Annotated in this window: 11 protein-coding genes and 1 tRNA gene; 1 reads left to right on the top strand and 11 read right to left on the bottom strand. The window is 32.7% G+C overall.

The window, feature by feature from the left end; all coding sequences use genetic code 11:
• Position 1 precedes the first annotated feature (1 nt).
• Positions 2-1,207, bottom strand: coding sequence for a hypothetical protein (locus tag KF896_00445; protein MBX3042162.1), 1,206 nt, complete (start codon positions 1,205-1,207; stop codon positions 2-4).
• Positions 1,208-1,344: 137 nt separating this feature from the next.
• Positions 1,345-1,418: transfer RNA gene (locus tag KF896_00440), tRNA-Pro, on the bottom strand.
• Positions 1,419-1,562: 144 nt separating this feature from the next.
• On the opposite strand from KF896_00440, the gene KF896_00435 reads away from it, so the two are divergent.
• Positions 1,563-2,510, top strand: a complete 948-nt coding sequence (locus tag KF896_00435; protein ID MBX3042161.1) for a T9SS type A sorting domain-containing protein — start codon at positions 1,563-1,565, stop codon at positions 2,508-2,510.
• Positions 2,511-2,637: 127 nt separating this feature from the next.
• On the opposite strand, the gene KF896_00430 is transcribed toward KF896_00435, so the two are convergent.
• From KF896_00430 to KF896_00390, 9 genes are all read right to left on the bottom strand, one after another.
• Positions 2,638-4,803: a SpoIIE family protein phosphatase gene (locus KF896_00430; GenBank protein MBX3042160.1), complete on the bottom strand. Its 2,166-nt coding sequence runs from the start codon at positions 4,801-4,803 to the stop codon at positions 2,638-2,640.
• The gene (locus tag KF896_00425) at positions 4,800-6,944 is read right to left on the bottom strand and encodes a tetratricopeptide repeat protein (protein MBX3042159.1); all 2,145 of its coding nucleotides are present in this window, start codon (positions 6,942-6,944) and stop codon (positions 4,800-4,802) included. The genes KF896_00430 and KF896_00425 overlap by 4 nt, the downstream gene beginning before the upstream one ends.
• Positions 6,941-8,407 (bottom strand): SpoIIE family protein phosphatase, encoded by a 1,467-nt coding sequence (locus tag KF896_00420; protein MBX3042158.1) that lies wholly within the window; start codon positions 8,405-8,407, stop codon positions 6,941-6,943. Before KF896_00420 ends, KF896_00425 begins: the two co-directional genes overlap by 4 nt.
• A complete protein-coding gene (locus KF896_00415; GenBank protein MBX3042157.1) occupies positions 8,404-9,069 on the bottom strand; it encodes a hypothetical protein in 666 nt (221 codons plus the stop codon). Before KF896_00415 ends, KF896_00420 begins: the two co-directional genes overlap by 4 nt.
• 4 nt (positions 9,070-9,073) lie before the next feature.
• Complete coding sequence (locus tag KF896_00410) at positions 9,074-10,240, bottom strand: DUF2236 domain-containing protein (protein ID MBX3042156.1); 1,167 nt, start codon at positions 10,238-10,240, stop codon at positions 9,074-9,076.
• A 60-nt stretch (positions 10,241-10,300) separates the two neighbouring features.
• The gene (locus KF896_00405; protein MBX3042155.1) at positions 10,301-12,406 is read right to left on the bottom strand and encodes a SpoIIE family protein phosphatase; all 2,106 of its coding nucleotides are present in this window, start codon (positions 12,404-12,406) and stop codon (positions 10,301-10,303) included.
• Positions 12,403-14,787: a tetratricopeptide repeat protein gene (locus KF896_00400; protein ID MBX3042154.1), complete on the bottom strand. Its 2,385-nt coding sequence runs from the start codon at positions 14,785-14,787 to the stop codon at positions 12,403-12,405. The genes KF896_00405 and KF896_00400 overlap by 4 nt, the downstream gene beginning before the upstream one ends.
• Complete coding sequence (locus KF896_00395; GenBank protein MBX3042153.1) at positions 14,784-17,174, bottom strand: tetratricopeptide repeat protein; 2,391 nt, start codon at positions 17,172-17,174, stop codon at positions 14,784-14,786. Before KF896_00395 ends, KF896_00400 begins: the two co-directional genes overlap by 4 nt.
• Positions 17,175-17,746: 572 nt before the next feature.
• A complete protein-coding gene (locus tag KF896_00390) occupies positions 17,747-20,035 on the bottom strand; it encodes a serine protein kinase PrkA (protein ID MBX3042152.1) in 2,289 nt (762 codons plus the stop codon).
• Positions 20,036-20,042: the final 7 nt, after the last annotated feature.

The following is a 20,042-nucleotide window of genomic DNA, read 5'->3' as shown; positions in this document are numbered from 1 at the left end:
ATCATTTTACAGCAGATTTCAGTATAATTTCGCTAATTTTTTCTGACGAACCAGAATTTCTAAGAATGTAATTTTCATTGATTTTACTAATTTTCTTTCTGTAATTTTCATCATTGATAATTTTTTCGAGCCAAATTTTCAATTCATTTGAATTATTGATAATTTTCAGACCTCCTAACTTATTTAATTCGATGGCATCGGGCATCGTATTAATTTTTGGTCCGGAGGCAATTGATAATCCATATCCTGCCGGCTCTGAGACGCTATGAACTCCATCATCAAATCCACAACCAATGAAAGCGGCATCAGCATTGGCATAAAGCTTTAATAATTTGCCAATACTGTCAACAACGAGATGAGCATCCTTCAAATTATTTTTTAGAATATCTGTATCAAATACTTTTAATTCATTCAAAATAGCACTTAGCCTAATTACCTTATTATGCAATTTCTCTATTGCTTCGATATTTCTCTCAGTCGGCTCATGCGGCACGTAAATTACTCTACAGATAAATTTATCCTTATTGATTAAATTTACGGCTTGAGAAATTATGGTCTCATCCTTAGTCCATGAACTTCCTGCGATAAATAAAAATACATCACCAACTAAAGAGTCAGGTAAAATTTTATTTTTTTTGGCTATATTTACCGTATCAAGGATTCTGTCAGCCCGTGTATCTGAAAGTGCTTTAATCCTTTTACTATCATAAAAAAGTGAAATAAAATCACTGTGGTCACTACCGACTGTAAAAATATATTCAAACTGTGAGTAGCATTCCTGAAGATATTGATTGCCAATTTTATAATTTGTAAGGAATTTTCCTGAGGGCTTTGTGGCACATACCAAGTAATTCTTTGAACCAATATTCTTAAGCGATGTTAATGTATTCAACCATAAATCATACCTTACAAATATGGCTATATCAGGATTGATCTGTTTGGCAAAATACTCAGCATTTTTTTTTGTATCAATAGGCAGATAACATGAATAATCAATTTTTTTATATTTCTGTTGATTTCTGAATCCTGATGGAGAGAAGAAAGATGCAATAATTTCTGTCTCAGGAAATTTTGATTTAATTTTCTCAATTATCGGCTTAGCTTGCTCAAATTCGCCCATTGATGATGCATGTATAAGAATTCTAAGTTTCTTTTTTTGGGGAATTAATAATAATAGATTTTTCCACTGACTTTGCCTCTCAGACACTTTTGAGCTAAAAATGGATAAAAAGCCAAAAATGAGATCGGCTAAAGGAATTATAATATTTATATATAAAAATCTTACCATAATAGTGACATTCATAAAAAAAGCAGGCTAATTAAGGACCTGCTTAAAATTTTTTGTCGGAATGGGGGGATTTGAACCCCCGACCCCTACTACCCCAAAGTAGTGCGCTACCGGGCTGCGCTACATCCCGAAACAAAAAAGCAAAAATAAGCATTTTTTATCACATAGACAAAGATTTTCATTTTTTTGAATGATTTTAAACCTTTTGAATACCCCTTGTGTCTAAGTATTGAATTTAAAAATAATATTTGTATTTACATTAAGGAATTTAAAAATGATGCGAGTTATTAGTTTAGTAGTGGTTGTAATTTTATTATCAGCGTTTTCAATAACTGCTCAAATTTTTGGCGGAAGGATGCATGATGAAGAGTTGAAATTAAAATTACAGGAATATCACAAAATAAACGTGTGTCCTCAATGGTTTGAGTGGCAAAAGAAAATCGAAAGTTCTATGAGTGACGAAGATTTGCAGAAATTACATGCGTTAAGAGCTGAAGCACAAAAAGTAATTTCCGAGAAAAAAGAGTGTCTTGATAATTGCAGAAAAGAATCCGGTAACAATACAGACAAAGCAGGAAGACCACGCAAAGGTAATAAAATGAAAGGTCAGGGAAATGATTGCGCCAATAAATGCGGTCTGAAAGATTCGAAAGAATATTTCGCAGCTCAGCTTAAGAGTTTACTCAAAAATTATGACAATATTATTAATTCAATACTCGAAGATTCTAAGCCTTATCACGAAAAATGGCAGTCTGAACGCAAAGAGATTATCGAAAACCATTTCGTTAATAGTAATGAATCAGCAAGACCCGGAAAAGGCAAAAGAGGAAATGGTATGAAAGGCAGAAGTGACGAACCTAAGAACAAACAATTTATTGGTATGCTACTAATGTGGAATGGTTCATGCGACAGTAATCCGGAAGATTTGTTTGAATTTGGGACAAACTCAGCTCCAAAGAAAAGTAATATTAAAGTTAACGCTTATCCTAATCCATTTACAGATAATACAAATTTATCATTCATACTTGAAAATGCTTCTGATGTTAAGTTAATTGTGAGTACAAGTACAGGTGAAGAAGTTGCACAACTTCATGATGGCAAATTAAATGCAGGAGAACACAGCTTTAACTTCAATGCAAGGAATTTAACTCCGGGTGCTTATATCTACAAACTTGACATCAATGGCAAAATTTTGTCAGGCAAAGTCATTTTAACTAAATGATAATAAATAACTGTTGCAAACAAGAAAATATTAAATATTACTCCAATCAACCGCACCCTTTAGGGTGTGGTTGTATCTAACCTCTCAACTATACCATGAAGGGTTTTCTTCGTACATGGAATTCCTGTCATAACCTCACCCCCACAATAGTTATATCATCAATCTGACTGCGCTGCCCTTTGTGGCTATTTAATTCATTTTCAAGAGTATCATACTGCTCGGAAATCGACATTCCTGAAATAGAATCCAATAATGCTACAAATTTCTTTGTACTGTACTTTTTACTTTGTTCATTCATCTGATCAGCAAAGCCATCGCTTGTTAAATAAAGCATCATATTATCAGCTATTTCAATATTTATTGAAGAGAATTGGTATTCATCATTATCGGTTTGTCCGGCAATGCCACGCTTATCCGTTTTGATGATTTCCATAGTTTCATTTTTCATATATAGAGGGCGCCCTGCTCCGGAGAATTGAATTTTATCCTGATGGATAGCGATTAATGCTATTTCCATACCATCCCGAATTGAATTTTCGGTTAATTTCTGATTCAATACTTCAGTTACTTTTTCATTCATAAAAGTCAGAATTTGAGAAGTATTGAACAGTTTTTTACTCAGAACTGCATCATCAAGAACAGATGAAGCAATCACAGTAAGCATCGAACCCGGAATGCCATGACCTGTACAATCAATTACTGCAAGGAACTTAACTCCTTCAACTTCCTGAAACCAGTAGGAATCACCGGAAACAATGTCTTTAGGCTTATAGAAGATGAAAATATCAGGTATTGACTTTGTGATTCTTGAATCCCACGGAAGTATCGCATGCTGAATTGTAGATGCATAACGAATTGAAGAGTATATATGTTCGTTCTTTTCTTCTACAAGCAACTTTTGTTCTTCTATAGCTTGATTTTTTTTTATCAATTTTTCACTCAACATTTTCTTCTCCTTGAATCTTAAATATGAGAAGACTAATGCAGTTATAAGTACCAATATACCACCCAACAACAGATACATTTCTAATTTTCGTTTTTCCTGCTTACTTTGAAGAAGTTTGATTTCACTATCTTTTTCCATAGTCGCAATCTTGATATCTATATCTGATGAAAATAATGAATCATTGATTGAGGTATATTTCCTGAAAGCATCCAAAGATGCCTGATAATTCCCTAAACGTTCATATACTATTGATAAATCTTGTAGAAAATATGATTGACTGTTTTTAATATCGAGTTCCTCAAAAATTGCAATACTTTGTTTAAGATAATGTTCGGCGAGTTCAAGATTCATCTTCTTATCATTGAAAATTTTTGAATATTTATCAGGTATTGAATTTAATACTGAGTCAATTGTAATTTCAGAGTAAAGTTTACCAATATTGCCTAAATTATTAGCCAAGTCTGCTTTGTTGGATAATTGTTCATTCAGTTTTATAGCATTTTGATAATACTCGAAGGCTTGTTCATATTTTTTTGTATCAACAAACAGGTTCGCCATATTTCCATAATTTCGTGCTAATCCATAAAGATTATCATTTTCTTTATAATACTGAAGTGATTTTTCGTAATTCTCAAGAGCCTCATCAAATTTTTGGTCATCGTGAAAAATTGTAGCTATATTGCCATATACTTGAGCAACTCCATCGTTATAACCTATCTCGTTTAAAATTTTAATGGCTTTATTATAATAATGCATTGATTTAGAGATGTAATTATCTCTTTGTTGACTTTTACTATCAATAAGACTTTGGTAGATGTTTCCAATATTTGCAAAGTTCTTTGCTATACCTAATTTGTTGCCGGTTTTCTCGTAAATTTTTAGTGCTTCATGAAAATTGTCTAAAGCATTTGAATATTCTGATTTTTTACCATAAATAGTACCAATATTTGTAAAATTATCAGCAATTTTCTCGTTATCACCAATTTCTTCGTAAATGGACATTGATTCCTGAAAATACTCAATGGCTTTTGTGAAATCAGATTTACCATATAAATGTAAAAATGCAATATTATCGAGGCATTTTGCTTCCCCGATGCGCCATTTCAATTTTTTTGAGAGGTTAATTCCTTTCTCGCAATACTCTAAACCTTCAACAGGATTGATTTGAATATATTCATAAGCAATGTCCAGAAGCAAATTGACTCTATTAGTATCCTCCTTCATATTTGGAAGTTCAACAAGGAGCGAATCAAGATAATCTTGTCCTTGAAGCTGAGAATTTAAAAATATCAGTGACGAATTAATAATTACAAAATATATTGCTATTTTCAATAATAAGCTTCTCATATCCTTACTCCCAAAATTGTTACATCATCTATTTGACTACGTGTGCCTTTGTGGCTGTTAAATTCATTTTCGAGTATTTCGTGCTGCTCGGATATTGATTTTTCGGAAATTGAGTCCAATAATGCTACAAATTTCTTTGTACTGTATTTTTTACTATATTCATTCATCTGGTCAGCAAATCCATCACTTGTTAAGTATATTATCAGATTTTCCGATTTTTCAATATTAATTGACGTAAACTGATAAATATCATTTTCAGTTTGTCCGGCAATACCACGTTTATCCGTTTTGATAATTTCCATAGTTCCGTTCTTCATATAAAGCGGACGACCTGCTCCTGAAAACTGTACTTTATCCTGATGAATAGCAATTAGAGCCACCTCCATACCATCACGAATTTTATTCTCAACCAATCTCTGATTCAGTACTTCAGTTACTTTTTCATTCATATATGTTAAAATTTGTCCGGTATCGGATAATCTTTTTCCAAGGACTGCATCATCAAGGGCTGTTGCAGCAATAACTGTCAGCATCGCCCCCGGAATGCCGTGACCGGTGCAGTCAATAACAGCCAAAAACTTTATACCGTCAACTTCCTGAAACCAGTATGAATCGCCTGAAATAATATCTTTTGGTTTGTAAAAGATTAGAATTTCAAAGAAAGCATTTTCAAGTGTTCTTTTCCAGGGTAGTATGGCATTTTGAATAGTGGAAGCATAAGTGATTGATGCAGTTATCTGCTCATTCTTCTCTTCAACGATAGATTTTTGAGTTTCGATTTCTGACTTCTGAAACGCAAGTTTATCGCTTAATTTCTTCTTTTCTCGGAAACGGATAAATGCAAGACCGAAGGCACCGAAAAGCACAATCACACCGCCACCAAGCAGATAAGATTGAAACTGCTGTGCTTTCTTTTCCGTCTGTAGAATTACGATTTCTTTATCTTTAATATCATTTTCACGTTTTGCATCAAGATTAGCAAATTCCTTTTGTTTATCCATTGAAAATACAGAATCCTGCAAGGTTTTATATTCTTTAAATGTTTCAAAAGCTTTTTTGTAGTCGCCTTTGTCTGTATAAGCATCTGAGAGTATTTTATAATTGTTCGATCTATAATGCAACTCACCAATTTCTTCATATATTTTGATAGATTCAAGTAAATATTTAAGAGAGCTGTTTAGATTTATTTCTTTGTTTAAACTTACAAGTTCTGTTCCCTCGTTAATATTAGATAACACTGTATCTTGTGATAAACTGTAATATAATGATCCCATATTTACGAGATTATTTGCAATAGCATTTTTATTTCCTAATTCATCATTAATTTTTAGAGCTTTGTGAAAATATTCTAATGCTTTAGGGTAGTCGGATTGATCACTGTAAATAAGCCCAATATTTCCGAGATTTGTAGCTACACCAAATTTATCTCCAATTTCATCAAATATTTTAAGAGCTTTATGATAATGTTCTAAAGCTTTGGGGTAGTCAGATTGATAATAATAAATACTCCCAATATTTCCGAGATTATAGGCAACTCCTGATTTATTTCCCAATTCATCAAATATTTTAAGAGCTTTATGATAATATTCTAATGCTTTGGGATAATCTGATTGATAATAATAAATAATCCCAATATTTCCGAGACTTTTTGCAATGCCTGGCTTCCTTCCCAACTCCTCATCAATTTTCAAAGCTTTATGATAATATTCTAATGCTTTGGGGTAGTCCGATAGATGCGAGTAAATAAGCCCAATATTTCCGAGATTTCCTGCGACGCTAGTTTTATTTCCAAGATATTCATTGATTTTGAGTGATTTATGAAGATATTCAAGCGCTTTTGGATAATTAGATTTTCCAATATTATTATTTCCAAGTGAGCTGTAACATCTTGCTTCGCCTTCTTTCCAAGCTAATTTTTTGGCGAGCTTAACACCTTGATCCCCAAATTTTATTCCACTATTTGGATCAATCGAATAATATTCGAAAGACAAATTGGCGAGTAAATTCACATGATTTGTGTCTTGCTTTGCTTTTGGCAACTCAGCTTCGAGTGAATCTATTCGTGCTTGCCCAGAGAGCTGGGCATTACTGACATATATCATCACGAAAAACAATGCTGAAAGTAGTATCAAATTTCTCATATTTTCACCCCTAATATAGTTACATCATCAATTTGTTCGCGGTCGCCGCGATGGTTGTTAAATTCATTTTCAAGTATTTCGTGCTGCTCTGAAATTGGCTTTTCGGAAATTGTATCCAATAAAGCAACTAATCGTTTTGTGCTGAATTTTTTGCTTTTTTCGTCCATCTGGTCGGAATAACCATCGCTTGTTAGGTAGAGCATCATATTTTCTGTTCTTTCAATTTCTAGTGATGAAAATGTGTATTCATCATTTTCGGTTTGTCCGGCGATACCGCGTTTATCGGTTTTGATAATTTCCAAAGTTCCATTTTTCAGATATAGCGGTCTTCCTGCACCTGAAAATTGTATTTTATTCTGATGAATTGCGAGCATACAAACTTCCATACCATCGCGTATTTTATTTTCTTCTAATTTTTGGTTTAATACTTCAGTTACTTTATCATTCATATATGTCAAAATTTGTCCGGTATCAGATAATCTTTTTCCAAGCACTGCATCATCAAGAGCTGTGGCAGCAATAACAGTCAGCATCGCACCCGGAATGCCATGACCGGTGCAGTCAATCACAGCTAAAAACTTAATTCCATCAACTTCCTGAAACCAATAAGAATCTCCTGAAACAATATCTTTCGGCTTGTAGAAAATTAAAATATCACCAAATGCTTTTTTTAGTGTACTTTTCCAAGGTAGAATGGCGTGCTGAATAGTGGAAGCGTAAGTAATAGAATCGGTTAATTCTCTGTGCTGTTGCTCGATTATTCCCTTTTGAGTCATTAAATCATCATTGATTTGTTCTAACTCAATGTATTGTTCTTCTATTAATTCTTTTTGTTCAGAAATCTCATCATTGTAGTTTCTCAATAATTCATTTGAATGAATAAGCTTTAACTCGTTCTCGGTACTTTGTTTTACAAAATACCTTATAACAAGTATTATTATAATTACTGCTGATGCAACACCAATTAATTTTTCCATTTTTGCAACATTTGGATTTAAAATTATAGGTTCTGAAACTATATTTGGGAAAAAGATGCTAAGAGAGATACTAATTGTCGGTATCATAAATGCAAAAATGATTTTAGTTTTATCTTTAATACTGAAGAGCATTAATACTATACCATAACTTGCTATCATCAAATAAAGCTGATTACTTGTTCCACCTGACACTAACTCTTTAATAAGTATTGCACCATTTCCGGCTAACACCGTAGTAAATTTTGCAAAATCGTAGTATTGCCTTGTGTTCATAAAATATGCAAATGAGAAAAAAAAGCATGCAAAAACCGAAATTATACTAAAGAGTGTATCTTCATAAAGATAAAATAAAAAAATCCGCCCAAATGATACAACAGCCGCTAATAGTAAAATGTAATTCGCTATTATGATACCCTTTTCCTCATGGAGTGTCATGCCGGTTTTAATTCCTTTAGATGTGATTCTTTTCACGAATTCTAAACTCATAACTCTTTCCTGTGACTTCTACTTACAATGTAAATATAATATATATCCAAAAGCAATACAACAGATGTAACAAACATCAAAAAATAATTTTCGCTCCAGTGTAACACTAATGCAACTGATATTAATCCGGTCCCCAACATTTTGTACCATGCAACTTGATATGAAAATAGGCTTTTATCGCTCTGATTTACAAATAGAAATATATATAAACCGGATATAAGTAAATTATCAAGATATGCAGATATTGTACCTATTTCAGTATCGTATCCTGATATGTTAAAAGTATAGAAAAAAATTAATCCAAAAATTACTGTAAGAATAGCCATTATCTTATAATTTTTTTGGAAAAATGGATTATTAAATTGCTTATATCCATATTTCAAAATTCCCCAAAATATAAAACAATCCAGTACAAACCATAGTCCGTATCCAATTTGAATTGCAGAGCCCATATAATTTCCTACTGAGCTCCCAAATGGAAAGCTCCATATAAACTCCCATGCTATGTTTAAACTCACAACTATTAAGGGAATCTCAACAAATTTCTTTGTTCTGATGTTTTTAATATAAATGATATAAGTCAACAACCAAAAGATACAACCGATAATGAAAAGCGTCATCTGAAATGTGTTCAGATTTTCTAAATTTAGTAAGTCAGACATAGTATTAATTCCTCATATTAAATAATGACATTAGTGGATTTTCAACTTTCCAATCTTCTCTTAAAGATGGTGGAATATATATGCCGGTGTCTTCACCTTCGGCGATATACTTCTCCAAACCATATAGTAATTTTAAATTAACATAACGCGATGCCAATTTCCCAAAGAAACCCCGGCTTTCAAATTTCAAAAACGATAATCCAAGAATATATGCAACAATAGCCAACAGATTAAAACGCTTGAGGGTTCTTACTTTCAATATTTTTATTGCATCTTTGTCCAGAAGATGGTGCATCATAATTGTAATAACATCATCTAAAACTGGTTGATGCAGTATCTCGTCCAATAGTGCAATGAGCTCATTATTTAGCTCAATACCGTACCGGGTGCTTTCAAAATTTCCTTCTTTAATCATTTCCCATACTTCACCAGCATCAGGATAAGTTTCAGGCATATATTTTTCTTCAATGCCAATTAGATATCCAGTACATTTCCATAAATGCAGGATAGCTTCTTTTTCTTCTGTAGTAAACTTATCTCCAAGTTTTTCCATACCTTGGATTACAACACTTGAAAATGCTAACATTGTACCGAGTAAATCTTCTTGATTAATTGGAAGTCCCATATTATTGACATCATAATCAATATTACCTTTATTTACTTCATTGATAAAATAGTACCTTATGGAGGCGTGCATAATCCGGACTTTTAATGCTGTTGCAATTCCGCGACCACCGGCTTCAAGTCCACCAGGAGACATAACATCAAGCACAAACTGTGCTGTTTGAGCAATCCGTCTTCTCGTGTGCTTAGAAAGCCGTCCTGTTTTAAAGAGGATTTCAGCTCCTTTTCCACAAGCATAACACTCCGGTAATGATTTGCAGAAATAAGCAATTACAAATGCCGGACCGGTTCTGGTGAATACCTCTTGAGCTAATTTAATTTTGGAATAATCAGCCCAAGGAGGCAACTTTGAATTTGTCTTTATATACTCACTAAAATCAGCTGGAATATTATCATTTTCCACCTGTTGATTATAAATCAGCTTTTTAAAGAATGTGTTTAATTCAGTTAGTTCGTGCTTGGAAATCACTTGATTAACAAAGTCATCAGCATGGCTATCACCAATTTGTCTTAGATTTATCAAATCATTTTTATTTAACTTATTCATTGGTATTTCTTTGCCCCTTGCTCTTAAGATTAAAAGCATAAAAATTAGTTATATATTTTCTCATATCTTTACTCCAATTATGGTTACATCATCTATTTGACTGCGTCCGCCTTTGTGGCTGTTAAATTCATTTTCAAGTGTTTCGTGCTGCTCATTGATTGGTTTATCTGAGATTGAATCCAATAAAGCAACAAATCTTTTTGTGCTGTATTTCTTGCTATTCTCATTCATCTGGTCAGAGTAGCCATCGCTTGTTAAATAAAGCATCATATTTTCTGTTCTTTCAATTTCAACTGATGAAAATGTGTATTCATCATTTTCGGTTTGTCCTGCGATTCCGCGTTTATCAGTTTTGATAATTTCCAAAGTTCCATTTTTCAAATAAAGGGGACGTCCTGCACCAGAGAACTGTATCTTGTTTTGATGAATTGCGAGCATACAAACTTCCATACCATCGCGTATTTTGTTCTCTTCTAATTTTTGGTTTAATACTTCAGTTACTTTATCATTCATATATGTCAATATTTGTCCGGTATCAGATAATCTTTTTCCAAGCACTGCATCATCAAGAGCTGTGGCAGCTATTACAGTCAGCATAGCACCCGGAATGCCATGACCTGTACAATCAATTACAGCCAAAAATTTAATTCCATCAATTTCCTGAAACCAGTAAGAATCACCTGAAACAATATCTTTCGGCTTGTAGAATACCAAAATATCACCAAAATTAAGTTTCAGAGTGCTTTTCCAAGGTAAAATTGCATTTTGAATTGTAGAGGCATAGGTGATTGATGCAACGATTTGTTCATTTTTTTCTTCGATTAAGTTTTTTTGAATCTGCAAAACGTCACTCAATTTTTTCTTTTCGCGAAAACGGATGAAAGCAACAGCGAAAGCAGCAAGTAAAAAAACACAACTTACACTAATCAACAATATTTGAAATTTTTGCGCCCCAGTTCTCTCATTTAAAATTTCGATTTGCTCTTCATCTTGCTTCTTTTGATGTTTTAGTTCTGAATTGGCTAATTTCAAAATAGTTTCGTTTGTTTTAATTGAGTCGCTGATCGTATTATACAAAATATGATAATCAAGGGCTGATTTGTAATCTCTTTGTTTTAAAAAAGTCTCAAAAAGCATTTTATAAATTCCATAACTTGAATAAATATCATCAAATTCACCGTAAATTTCAAGTGCATTTTTACCATAATTAATAGTCTGTAATTGATAGTTTTTTATCTTATTTGGATAACGCTTAGCAAGATTTGTGTCATTTGACATATAAAAATAATAATAAGCTAATGCAGAATTGGATTCAGCAAAACCAAAAATGTTGTTGTTCTCTTTTTCAGATTTGTATGATAAATCTAAGTACTTGTAAGCAGAATCATATTCTAAAAGGTCTGTGTACATAACTCCAAGAAGCCGGTAAGTCCTGAAGTTCGTTACTTTTCCATTTAGATTTATATCTGTTTCAAAAGCTAAATAGTAATGTATTTTTGCAGAATCAAGCTTTTGTATTGATTGATAAGCCATTCCGATATTAATAAACGCAACAATCTGTTCTTTAAGTCTGTTTTTCTTCTTGTCTATATCCAAAGCTTCAAAAAAATATGTTAAAGATGTTTCAACATCTCCTAAATCATTATAAAGAGTGCCAATATCATTCATATAAATCGAAATATGGACACTATCTTTCTTATCTTTTGCAATATCTAAACCTTTTAAATAATAATTGATTGAACTATCATAATCTAAAGCATTGTGATATGCTGCGGCACAGATTTTGTATAACCTCATTAGTTGTGTTTTATCATTTGACTTTGAAAAAATTTCGATTGATTTGTTATAGTACTCTGAAGCTTCTAAAAACTTTAATTTACTTATTAATTCGTCGGCTTTATATTCATAACCAAAAGCGATTCCTTTTTGCCAATTAATTTTATTTGAAATTTCATATCCTATGTTTGAGTATTCAATGAATTTATCATCATCATTGTAAAAATAATAATCAGCTAATTGATAAACCAGATAAACCCCATTTGTATCTTCCTTCATCTTCGGCAGTTCTTTCAATAGCGAGTCTATTCGTGCCTGACCAGAGAGTTGCGCATTACTGATGTTAATCATCACGAAAAACAATGCGGAAAGTAGTATCAAGTTTCTCATAATTTTACACCAATTATGGTTACATCATCTATTTGACTGCGTCCGCCTTTGTGGCTGTTAAATTCATTTTCAAGTATTTCATACTGGTCTGAAATTGGCTTATCGGAGATAGAATCCAATAATGCAACAAAGCGTTTTGTGCTGAATTTCTTGCTTTTTTCATTCATCTGGTCAGAGTAGCCGTCGCTTGTTAAATATAGCATCATATTTTCTGTTCTATCAATTTCAACTGAAGAAAAAGTGTATTCATCATTTTCGGTTTGTCCGGCTATTCCGCGCTTATCTGTTTTAAAAATTTCCAAAGTTCCATTTTTCAAATAAAGTGGTCGTCCTGCACCTGAAAATTGAACTTTATTCTGATGAATTGCGAGCATACAAACTTCCATACCATCGCGTATTTTGTTTTCTTCTAATCTTTGATTCAGTACTTCAGTAACCTTTTCATTCATAAAGGTTAAAATTCGACCTGTATCGTTCAGTCTTTTCCCAAGCACAGCATCATCAAGTACTGATGAGGCAATTACTGTCAGCATTGCACCGGGAATACCATGTCCTGTACAGTCAATTACAGCAAGAAATTTAATTCCTTCAACCTCCTTAAACCAGTATGAATCACCTGAAACAATATCTTTCGGTTTATAGAATACAAGTATCTCACCAAATACTTTCTTCAATGTGCTATCCCAAGGTAGAATAGCACTCTGAATTGTTGAAGCATAAGTGATTGAAGCAGTTATCTGCTCATTTTTCTCTTCGACGATAGATTTCTGAGTTTCGATTTCCGACTTTTGAATAGCAAGTTTATCGCTAAGTTTCTTCTTTTCGCGGAAACGGATAAATGCCAGACCGAAAGCACCAAAAAGGACAATCACACCACCGCCAAGCAAATACGATTGAAACTGCTGCGCCTTCTTTTCGGTCTGCAAAATCACAATTTCTTTATCTTTGAGTTCATTTTCGCGTTTAGCTTCGAGATTCGCTATTTCCTTCGCCTTATCCATGTTGAAGACGGAATCTTGCAAGGTTTTGTATTCTTTAAATGCTTCAAAAGCTCTCTTGTAGTCACCTCTGTCGAAGTAAGCATCTGCAAGTCCTTTATAAGTTTGTGTCTTAGCCTCTTTTTCTCCAATCTCTTCAAAGATTTTGATTGCTTCAAGAAAGAAATCTATTGATTTATTTAGGTTTATTTCTTTATCAAGGTTGATTGAAATTTCTCTCTCCATAATTTTAGATACTACAGATTCCTTAGATAACTTAAGATATAAATCTCCCATATTGCTAAAGTTATTAGCTTTACCATATATATTTCCAATTTCTATATTCATTTTTAGAGCTTTTTGAAAATAATCCAATGCTTCTGAATACTTAAATAGAGAAGAATAAATACTTCCAATATTTCCAAGATTATATGCAATCCATCTTTTATTATTTGTTTCTTCATTTATTTTTAGAGCTTTTTGAAAATATTCTAATGCTTTCTCATACTCAAATTGATAGTTGTAAACTCCACCGATATTATTGAGTGTCCCTGCTATACCCGACTTATTACCCAATTCCTCCTCAATTTTTAAAGTTTTAAGATAGTATTCAAGAGCTTTAGGATAATTTGCTTGGGAACTATAAAGAAGTCCAATGTATCCTAAACTATTAGCAACCCCTTTTTTATTTCCTAGTTCTTCATTGATTTTAAGCGCCTGTTGGTAATTTTCTAATGCTCTTATATAGTCTGATTTATATTTGTAAATATTACCTATGTTAAGAAGGTTTGCGGCAACCCCTTTTTTATTTCCAATCTCTTCATTAATTCTAAATGCTTTATGATAATATTCGAGTGCCTTTGGGATGTCAGATTGGTAATTATAAATAGCACCTAAATTCCCTAAATTCCCTGCTATACCTTCTTTGTTTTGAAGTTCTTCATTAATTTTAAGAGATTTATGAAAATATTCTAGTGCTTTCGAGTATTCAGATTGAGATCCATAAATTATTCCAATATTACCAAGATTCAGAGCTACACTATTTTTGTTTCCGAGTTCTTCATTGATTTTGAGTGATTTATGAAGATATTCAAGCGCTTTTGGATAATTAGATTTTCCAATATTATTATTTCCAAGTGAGCTGTAACATCTTGCTTCGCCTTCTTTCCAAGCTAATTTTTTGGCGAGCTTAACACCTTGATCCCCAAATTTTATTCCACTATTTGGATCAATCGAATAATATTCGAAAGATAAATTCGCGAGTAAATTCACATGATTTGTGTCCTGCTTTGCTTTTGGCAACTCAGCTTCGAGTGAATCTATTCGTGCTTGCCCAGAGAGCTGGGCATTACTGATGTTAATCATCACGAAAAACAATGCGGAAAGTAGTATCAAATTTCTCATATCTTTACTCCAATTATGGTTACATCATCTATTTGACTGCGTCCGCCTTTGTGGCTGTTAAATTCATTTTCAAGTGTTTCGTGCTGCTCATTGATTGGTTTATCTGAGATTGAGTCCAATAAAGCAACAAATCTTTTTGTGCTGTATTTCTTGCTATTCTCATTCATCTGGTCAGCATAGCCATCAGATGCTAAATAGAGCATTAGATTTTCTGATTTTTTTATATCAATTGCAGAGAACTGATACTCATCATTATCAGTTTGCCCGGCGATTCCACGCTTATCTGTTTTGATGATTTCCATAGAACCATTCTTGAGGTATAGCGGACGACCGGCACCTGAGAATTGTATCTTATCCTGATGAATTGCGAGCATACAAACTTCCATACCATCGCGTATTTTATTTTCTTCTAATCTTTGATTCAGTACTTCAGTAACCTTTTCATTCATAAAGGTTAAAATTTGTCCGGTATCTGACAATCTTTTACCGAGGACTGCATCATCAAGAGCGGTGGAGGCAATTACTGTCAGCATCGCTCCGGGAATACCATGACCGGTGCAGTCAATCACAGCCAAAAATTTAATACCCTCAACTTCCTTAAACCAGTATGAATCGCCTGAAACAATGTCTTTTGGTTTGTAGTATATTAAAATATCCGAAAAAGCGTTTTTCAATGTGCTATCCCAAGGTAGAATAGCACTCTGAATTGTTGAAGCATAAGTGATTGAAGCAGTTATCTGCTCATTTTTCTCTTCGACGATAGATTTCTGAGTTTCGATTTCCGACTTTTGAATAGCAAGTTTATCGCTTAATTTTTTCTTTTCTCTGAAACGAAGAAAAGCTACACCAAAAGCACCAAAAAGGACAATCACACCACCACCAAGCAAATACGATTGAAACTGCTGCGCCTTCTTTTCGGTCTGCAAAATCACAATTTCTTTATCTTTAATATCATTTTCACGTTTTGCATCAAGATTAGCAAATTCCTTTTGTTTATCCATTGAAAATACAGAATCCTGCAAGGTTTTGTATTCTTTAAATGTTTCAAAAGCTTTTTTGTAGTTTCCTTTGAGTTCGTATACAGAATACAAAATTTTATTTGATAATAGCTCATTTTGTAATTCTCCTAATTCATTAAATACTTTTGCAGAATTAACTAAATAATTAATACTTTTATCAATAGATAAATCAATTCCGACTAAAGTTGAATCAACTCTTGAACTATAATCTTGTAAATCATTCTTTCTTGATAAAATGTCTAGCGTTAACTCACCGATACTCATTTGGCATGAAGCAATACCTGATTTGTTTTCAATCTCTTCATTAATCTCTAATGCTATTTTGTAATATTCATAAGCTTTTGAATAATCATTCGTGTTTTTATATACTAATCCTATGTTGGTTGCATTAATTGATTGACCTAATTTATCACCAATTTTAATAGCAATATTCTGAGCTTTTAGCAAATAATCTAAAGCTAAATCATAATTACCTTGATTTGAATATATTGAACCAATATTGGAAAGATGTGATGCTTTTGAGAACAAGTTTCCTTGTTTCTCACTGTAGTCAAGAGCTTCTAAGAAATATTTTAAAGCTTTTTCTTCATTACTCATTTTTAAATAGATAGCACCAATATTTCCTGATACAATTGATAATGAACCATTATTTCTTAAAAGCTCACAAATTTCAAGAGCTTCAAAATAGAATTTCAAGGCTTCGGAATAATTTGAAATTTGAAAATGTATGTTGCCAATTCTAATTAAGTCATTTGAAACACCATCCATATCATTAATGTTACGATTATTGACCAACGATTTATGACTGTAATCCAATGCTATCTCATATTTAGAGAGAAAAGTATAAATTGTTCCAATTCTTCCTAATATTGGTGATAATTGCGAGTTTAAATTATTTTTCTTAACTATATCCAGAGCTTTTTCATAATACTCAAGTGATTTTGAGTAATCTGATAATTTTCTGTAATATGTTCCGATGCTCAATAAATTTGAAATTTGACCACCAATATTATTTATTTCCTTATTTATTTGATAAGATTTTTCAAAATTATGGAGAGCCTCTTCAGACAAATTCAAATTTGATTGATTAGTACCCAAGGTACTATATAGCATTGCAACACCTTTTTTCCATTTAATTTTTTCTGCAAGTTTCATCCCTTCGATACTATAATCTATTCCTTTCTTGGAATTAACCGATGAGAATTCAAATGCAATTTTAACATACAAATTCACGGCATTTGTATCCTCCTTCATCTTGGGAATTTCCTTGAGTAAGGAGTCAATTTTAGCTTGACCTTGTAATTGTGATTTAACAATTACGAATGACGTTTGAAGGATTACTAATAAAATCAATAAAAATCTTATCATATTTTCACTCCTTTTAAAGTAGTATTATCAATTACAGTTTCATAATTGATTATCTCAGATGTACCTGAATCAATTGGATTGTTTGAAAATGATTTTGGAAAAGAATAATTCGCAATTTTTTCAGTTGTAAAAATTGAACAAAATGGCAACAAAAAACTTAATTTTTTAATGGAAATAATTCTCATTGCAATTTAAAATTTAATTAGAGCTAAAAATGGATTATGAAAAAACTAAAATAACAAAATATTTTCAATTAACATAACAATATTTTAGTTAAGTCTATTAAAAAATAATGTTTTTTAGTATTTATATAAATGTTTGGTAAAAAAGATTCTTCAGCTTTTTTATTCTGATCTGAATTAAATATCAAAGTAGGATATTATTTTTTGAAATATTTGCGAAGTGAAGACTGATGGGGCTGTATCTTAAGTTGTCATTTCTGCGGAGGCAGGAATCCCTTCCTTCTGAGAACCAAGTTGGATTCCCTCTTCAGCGGGAATGACAAAGTAGCTGATTCCCTGATTTAAACCTAATGATACAGCCCCTTCAATCTTCACTTCGCTTATAATTTTCTAATACTTCTTGGCAATACCTTTATCAAGAACATATATGCACACTTGTTGTGCAGCATGAGCGGTTTTGTATGAAAATTTATTTATCAGATTATTGATTAGCATAATAACATCACGCTTAAGTCTTTCATCGTATGTATTGAATGCCTGCGTATCATAATCCAAAATAGCTCTGCGGAAATTAGTATTATCAAGATATGGAGCAAGAGCATTTTCTTTGAGATTTCGTGTATATCTTTCGAACAAATTCTTGTAAAGTTTAGTTTCAATTATATTCTTACCCTGAACATTAATTTCCTGAGTAAGAGTAAATGAAACATACTCGGATTGAGTATCCTTGCGGAATTCTTTTCTTGCTAAAGGAGTTGAAGTAGCTCCAAGCATACGCATCTCGAAGTTTTGGAGAAATTCTTCGTCAATTTTAATCACCTCGCCTGTTGCAGGGCTTCGTTTAGTATCACCAACTTCAAAATTAACAGCAAAAAGATAATTTTGAATATCATTTGATATATGACTTTCATTATAATAATAGACTGATTCCTTAACTTTCTGCACAACTTCGTAATCATACAAGTCAACAAGTTTATCAATCAAATCCTGAGGAATATCTGCCTGAAGTTCATCTTTCTTGTTGGTGAAATATTCTCGCACATCATCCATAGTTATGATTCTATTATTAAGTAAACACTTTGAATAGAAATCATTAAATACGCTGAGTGATTTTCTTCCGGATATTCCTTTCTGACCTTCATTTTCGGTACTTGCAAGAATTTCTTTCCTTGTTACTTTGTCAAATCGCTTTATATCTTCTTCACTTATCCAGTCAGGAATAGTTCCGATGAAAACTTCCATCTTAAGTAATAGTAAATTTTTATCAAGATATTTACTATACTTTTCAGGTTTATTAATCCATTTTCTGAGAGCCGGCGATTCATTCTCAAGCCTTGATACAATTATAATTTTAGCAAAATTTTCTAAAACGCCCGGTAGAAATGCATCAATAATTTTTTCACTGAATTTATTCTTATAAATAGCGACTTCTGTATTATAATCAAGCACATAAGGAATTTTGACACTAATAATTCTATCTTGAAATGATTTTACTTTCTCATAATGGATTTTATCTTCAGGATTAACAAGTCCGATAAAAAAAGTGCGGATATATTCTTCTGTTAACTCGACTTTATGTACACCGTCGCTAATTATACCGTGATATGCTTTCAGCCTGTCAATATTGGATTCTTTTATATCCATCAGAGCAAGAATACCATTATTAGTTTTGGCAAGATATGAGAATGCATAGTTTATTTCATCATTTCTCAGCAAATCATTTATCATATACTGCAAAGCCGGCTTCGAAATTGGTCTGTCAGTGGTAGGGTCGCCGGGATTAAAAACACTAACACCTTCGCCTAACTGCCGGTTGAAATAATTGCTCCGTGCATTAATCATGCTGAACACTTCCAATGGGTCCCCAAGTCTGTCGTGCAGAGTTTTCTGAATAGAGCTGCAAATGGCGCAAGGGTTATCTTTCAGAACCCACTCGTACTCTTTATCATTGAAAAGCTGCTGCTTGAACTCTTCATCTGTGATTAATTCATCAAGAAAATTTTTCCGATAGTATTTTGGTATCTGAAGAATCGGGTGATCGTGATTAGGACACGAAAATTCAAGATGCTTATCAGGGAAATTCAACACGCTTGGATGAGCAGCATCCTTATGTTTTTTTTGTTCTTCTTCGGCTAATTTATATTTCTGCATTTCACGCGATTGAAATCCGCCCAACTTTTCTATATCAATACGCCAATATGTCTTATAAGATATTCCTTCTGGAATTTTAGTATATTCTTCGAATTTGTAAAGAAGATTGTTCAAAAAAGTACTTTTTCCGCTACCCGGTGGTCCTTCAAAAATATAAATTCGGTTATTCTGAGTTCCTTTTCGAAAGTCCTTGGTCATATTCATAAATCGGTTTGCAAAGAGTCGGTCTGCAAAGAAAGGATCATCGCAGTTTCTTTGCAAAAGTTCGGCTGTATCATACTTATAGAAACCGGCATGCTCGGAATCCCTCTTGAATTCATCCTGCCCTTCCGGTACATAATGATGAACCATATCGTGAAATAGTTGAAATATATCACGAAATACCAGTCTCGGCTTTATAGCAGCAAGATAGAGAAAATCATTAAAGGGAACAGGTGTTCTACGTTCTTTCTCTCTAATATTGTTACCGAGATTTATCAGAACTTCAAGTCTTTTCGCTTTGGATTGTATTTCTAAAAAAGTTTCCATATCTTTA

This window comes from Ignavibacteriota bacterium (assembly GCA_019637995.1).
Classification (GTDB): Bacteria; Bacteroidota; Ignavibacteria; order Kapaibacteriales; family UBA2268; genus JANJTB01.
This window is presented reverse-complemented; position numbering and strand designations above follow the sequence as displayed.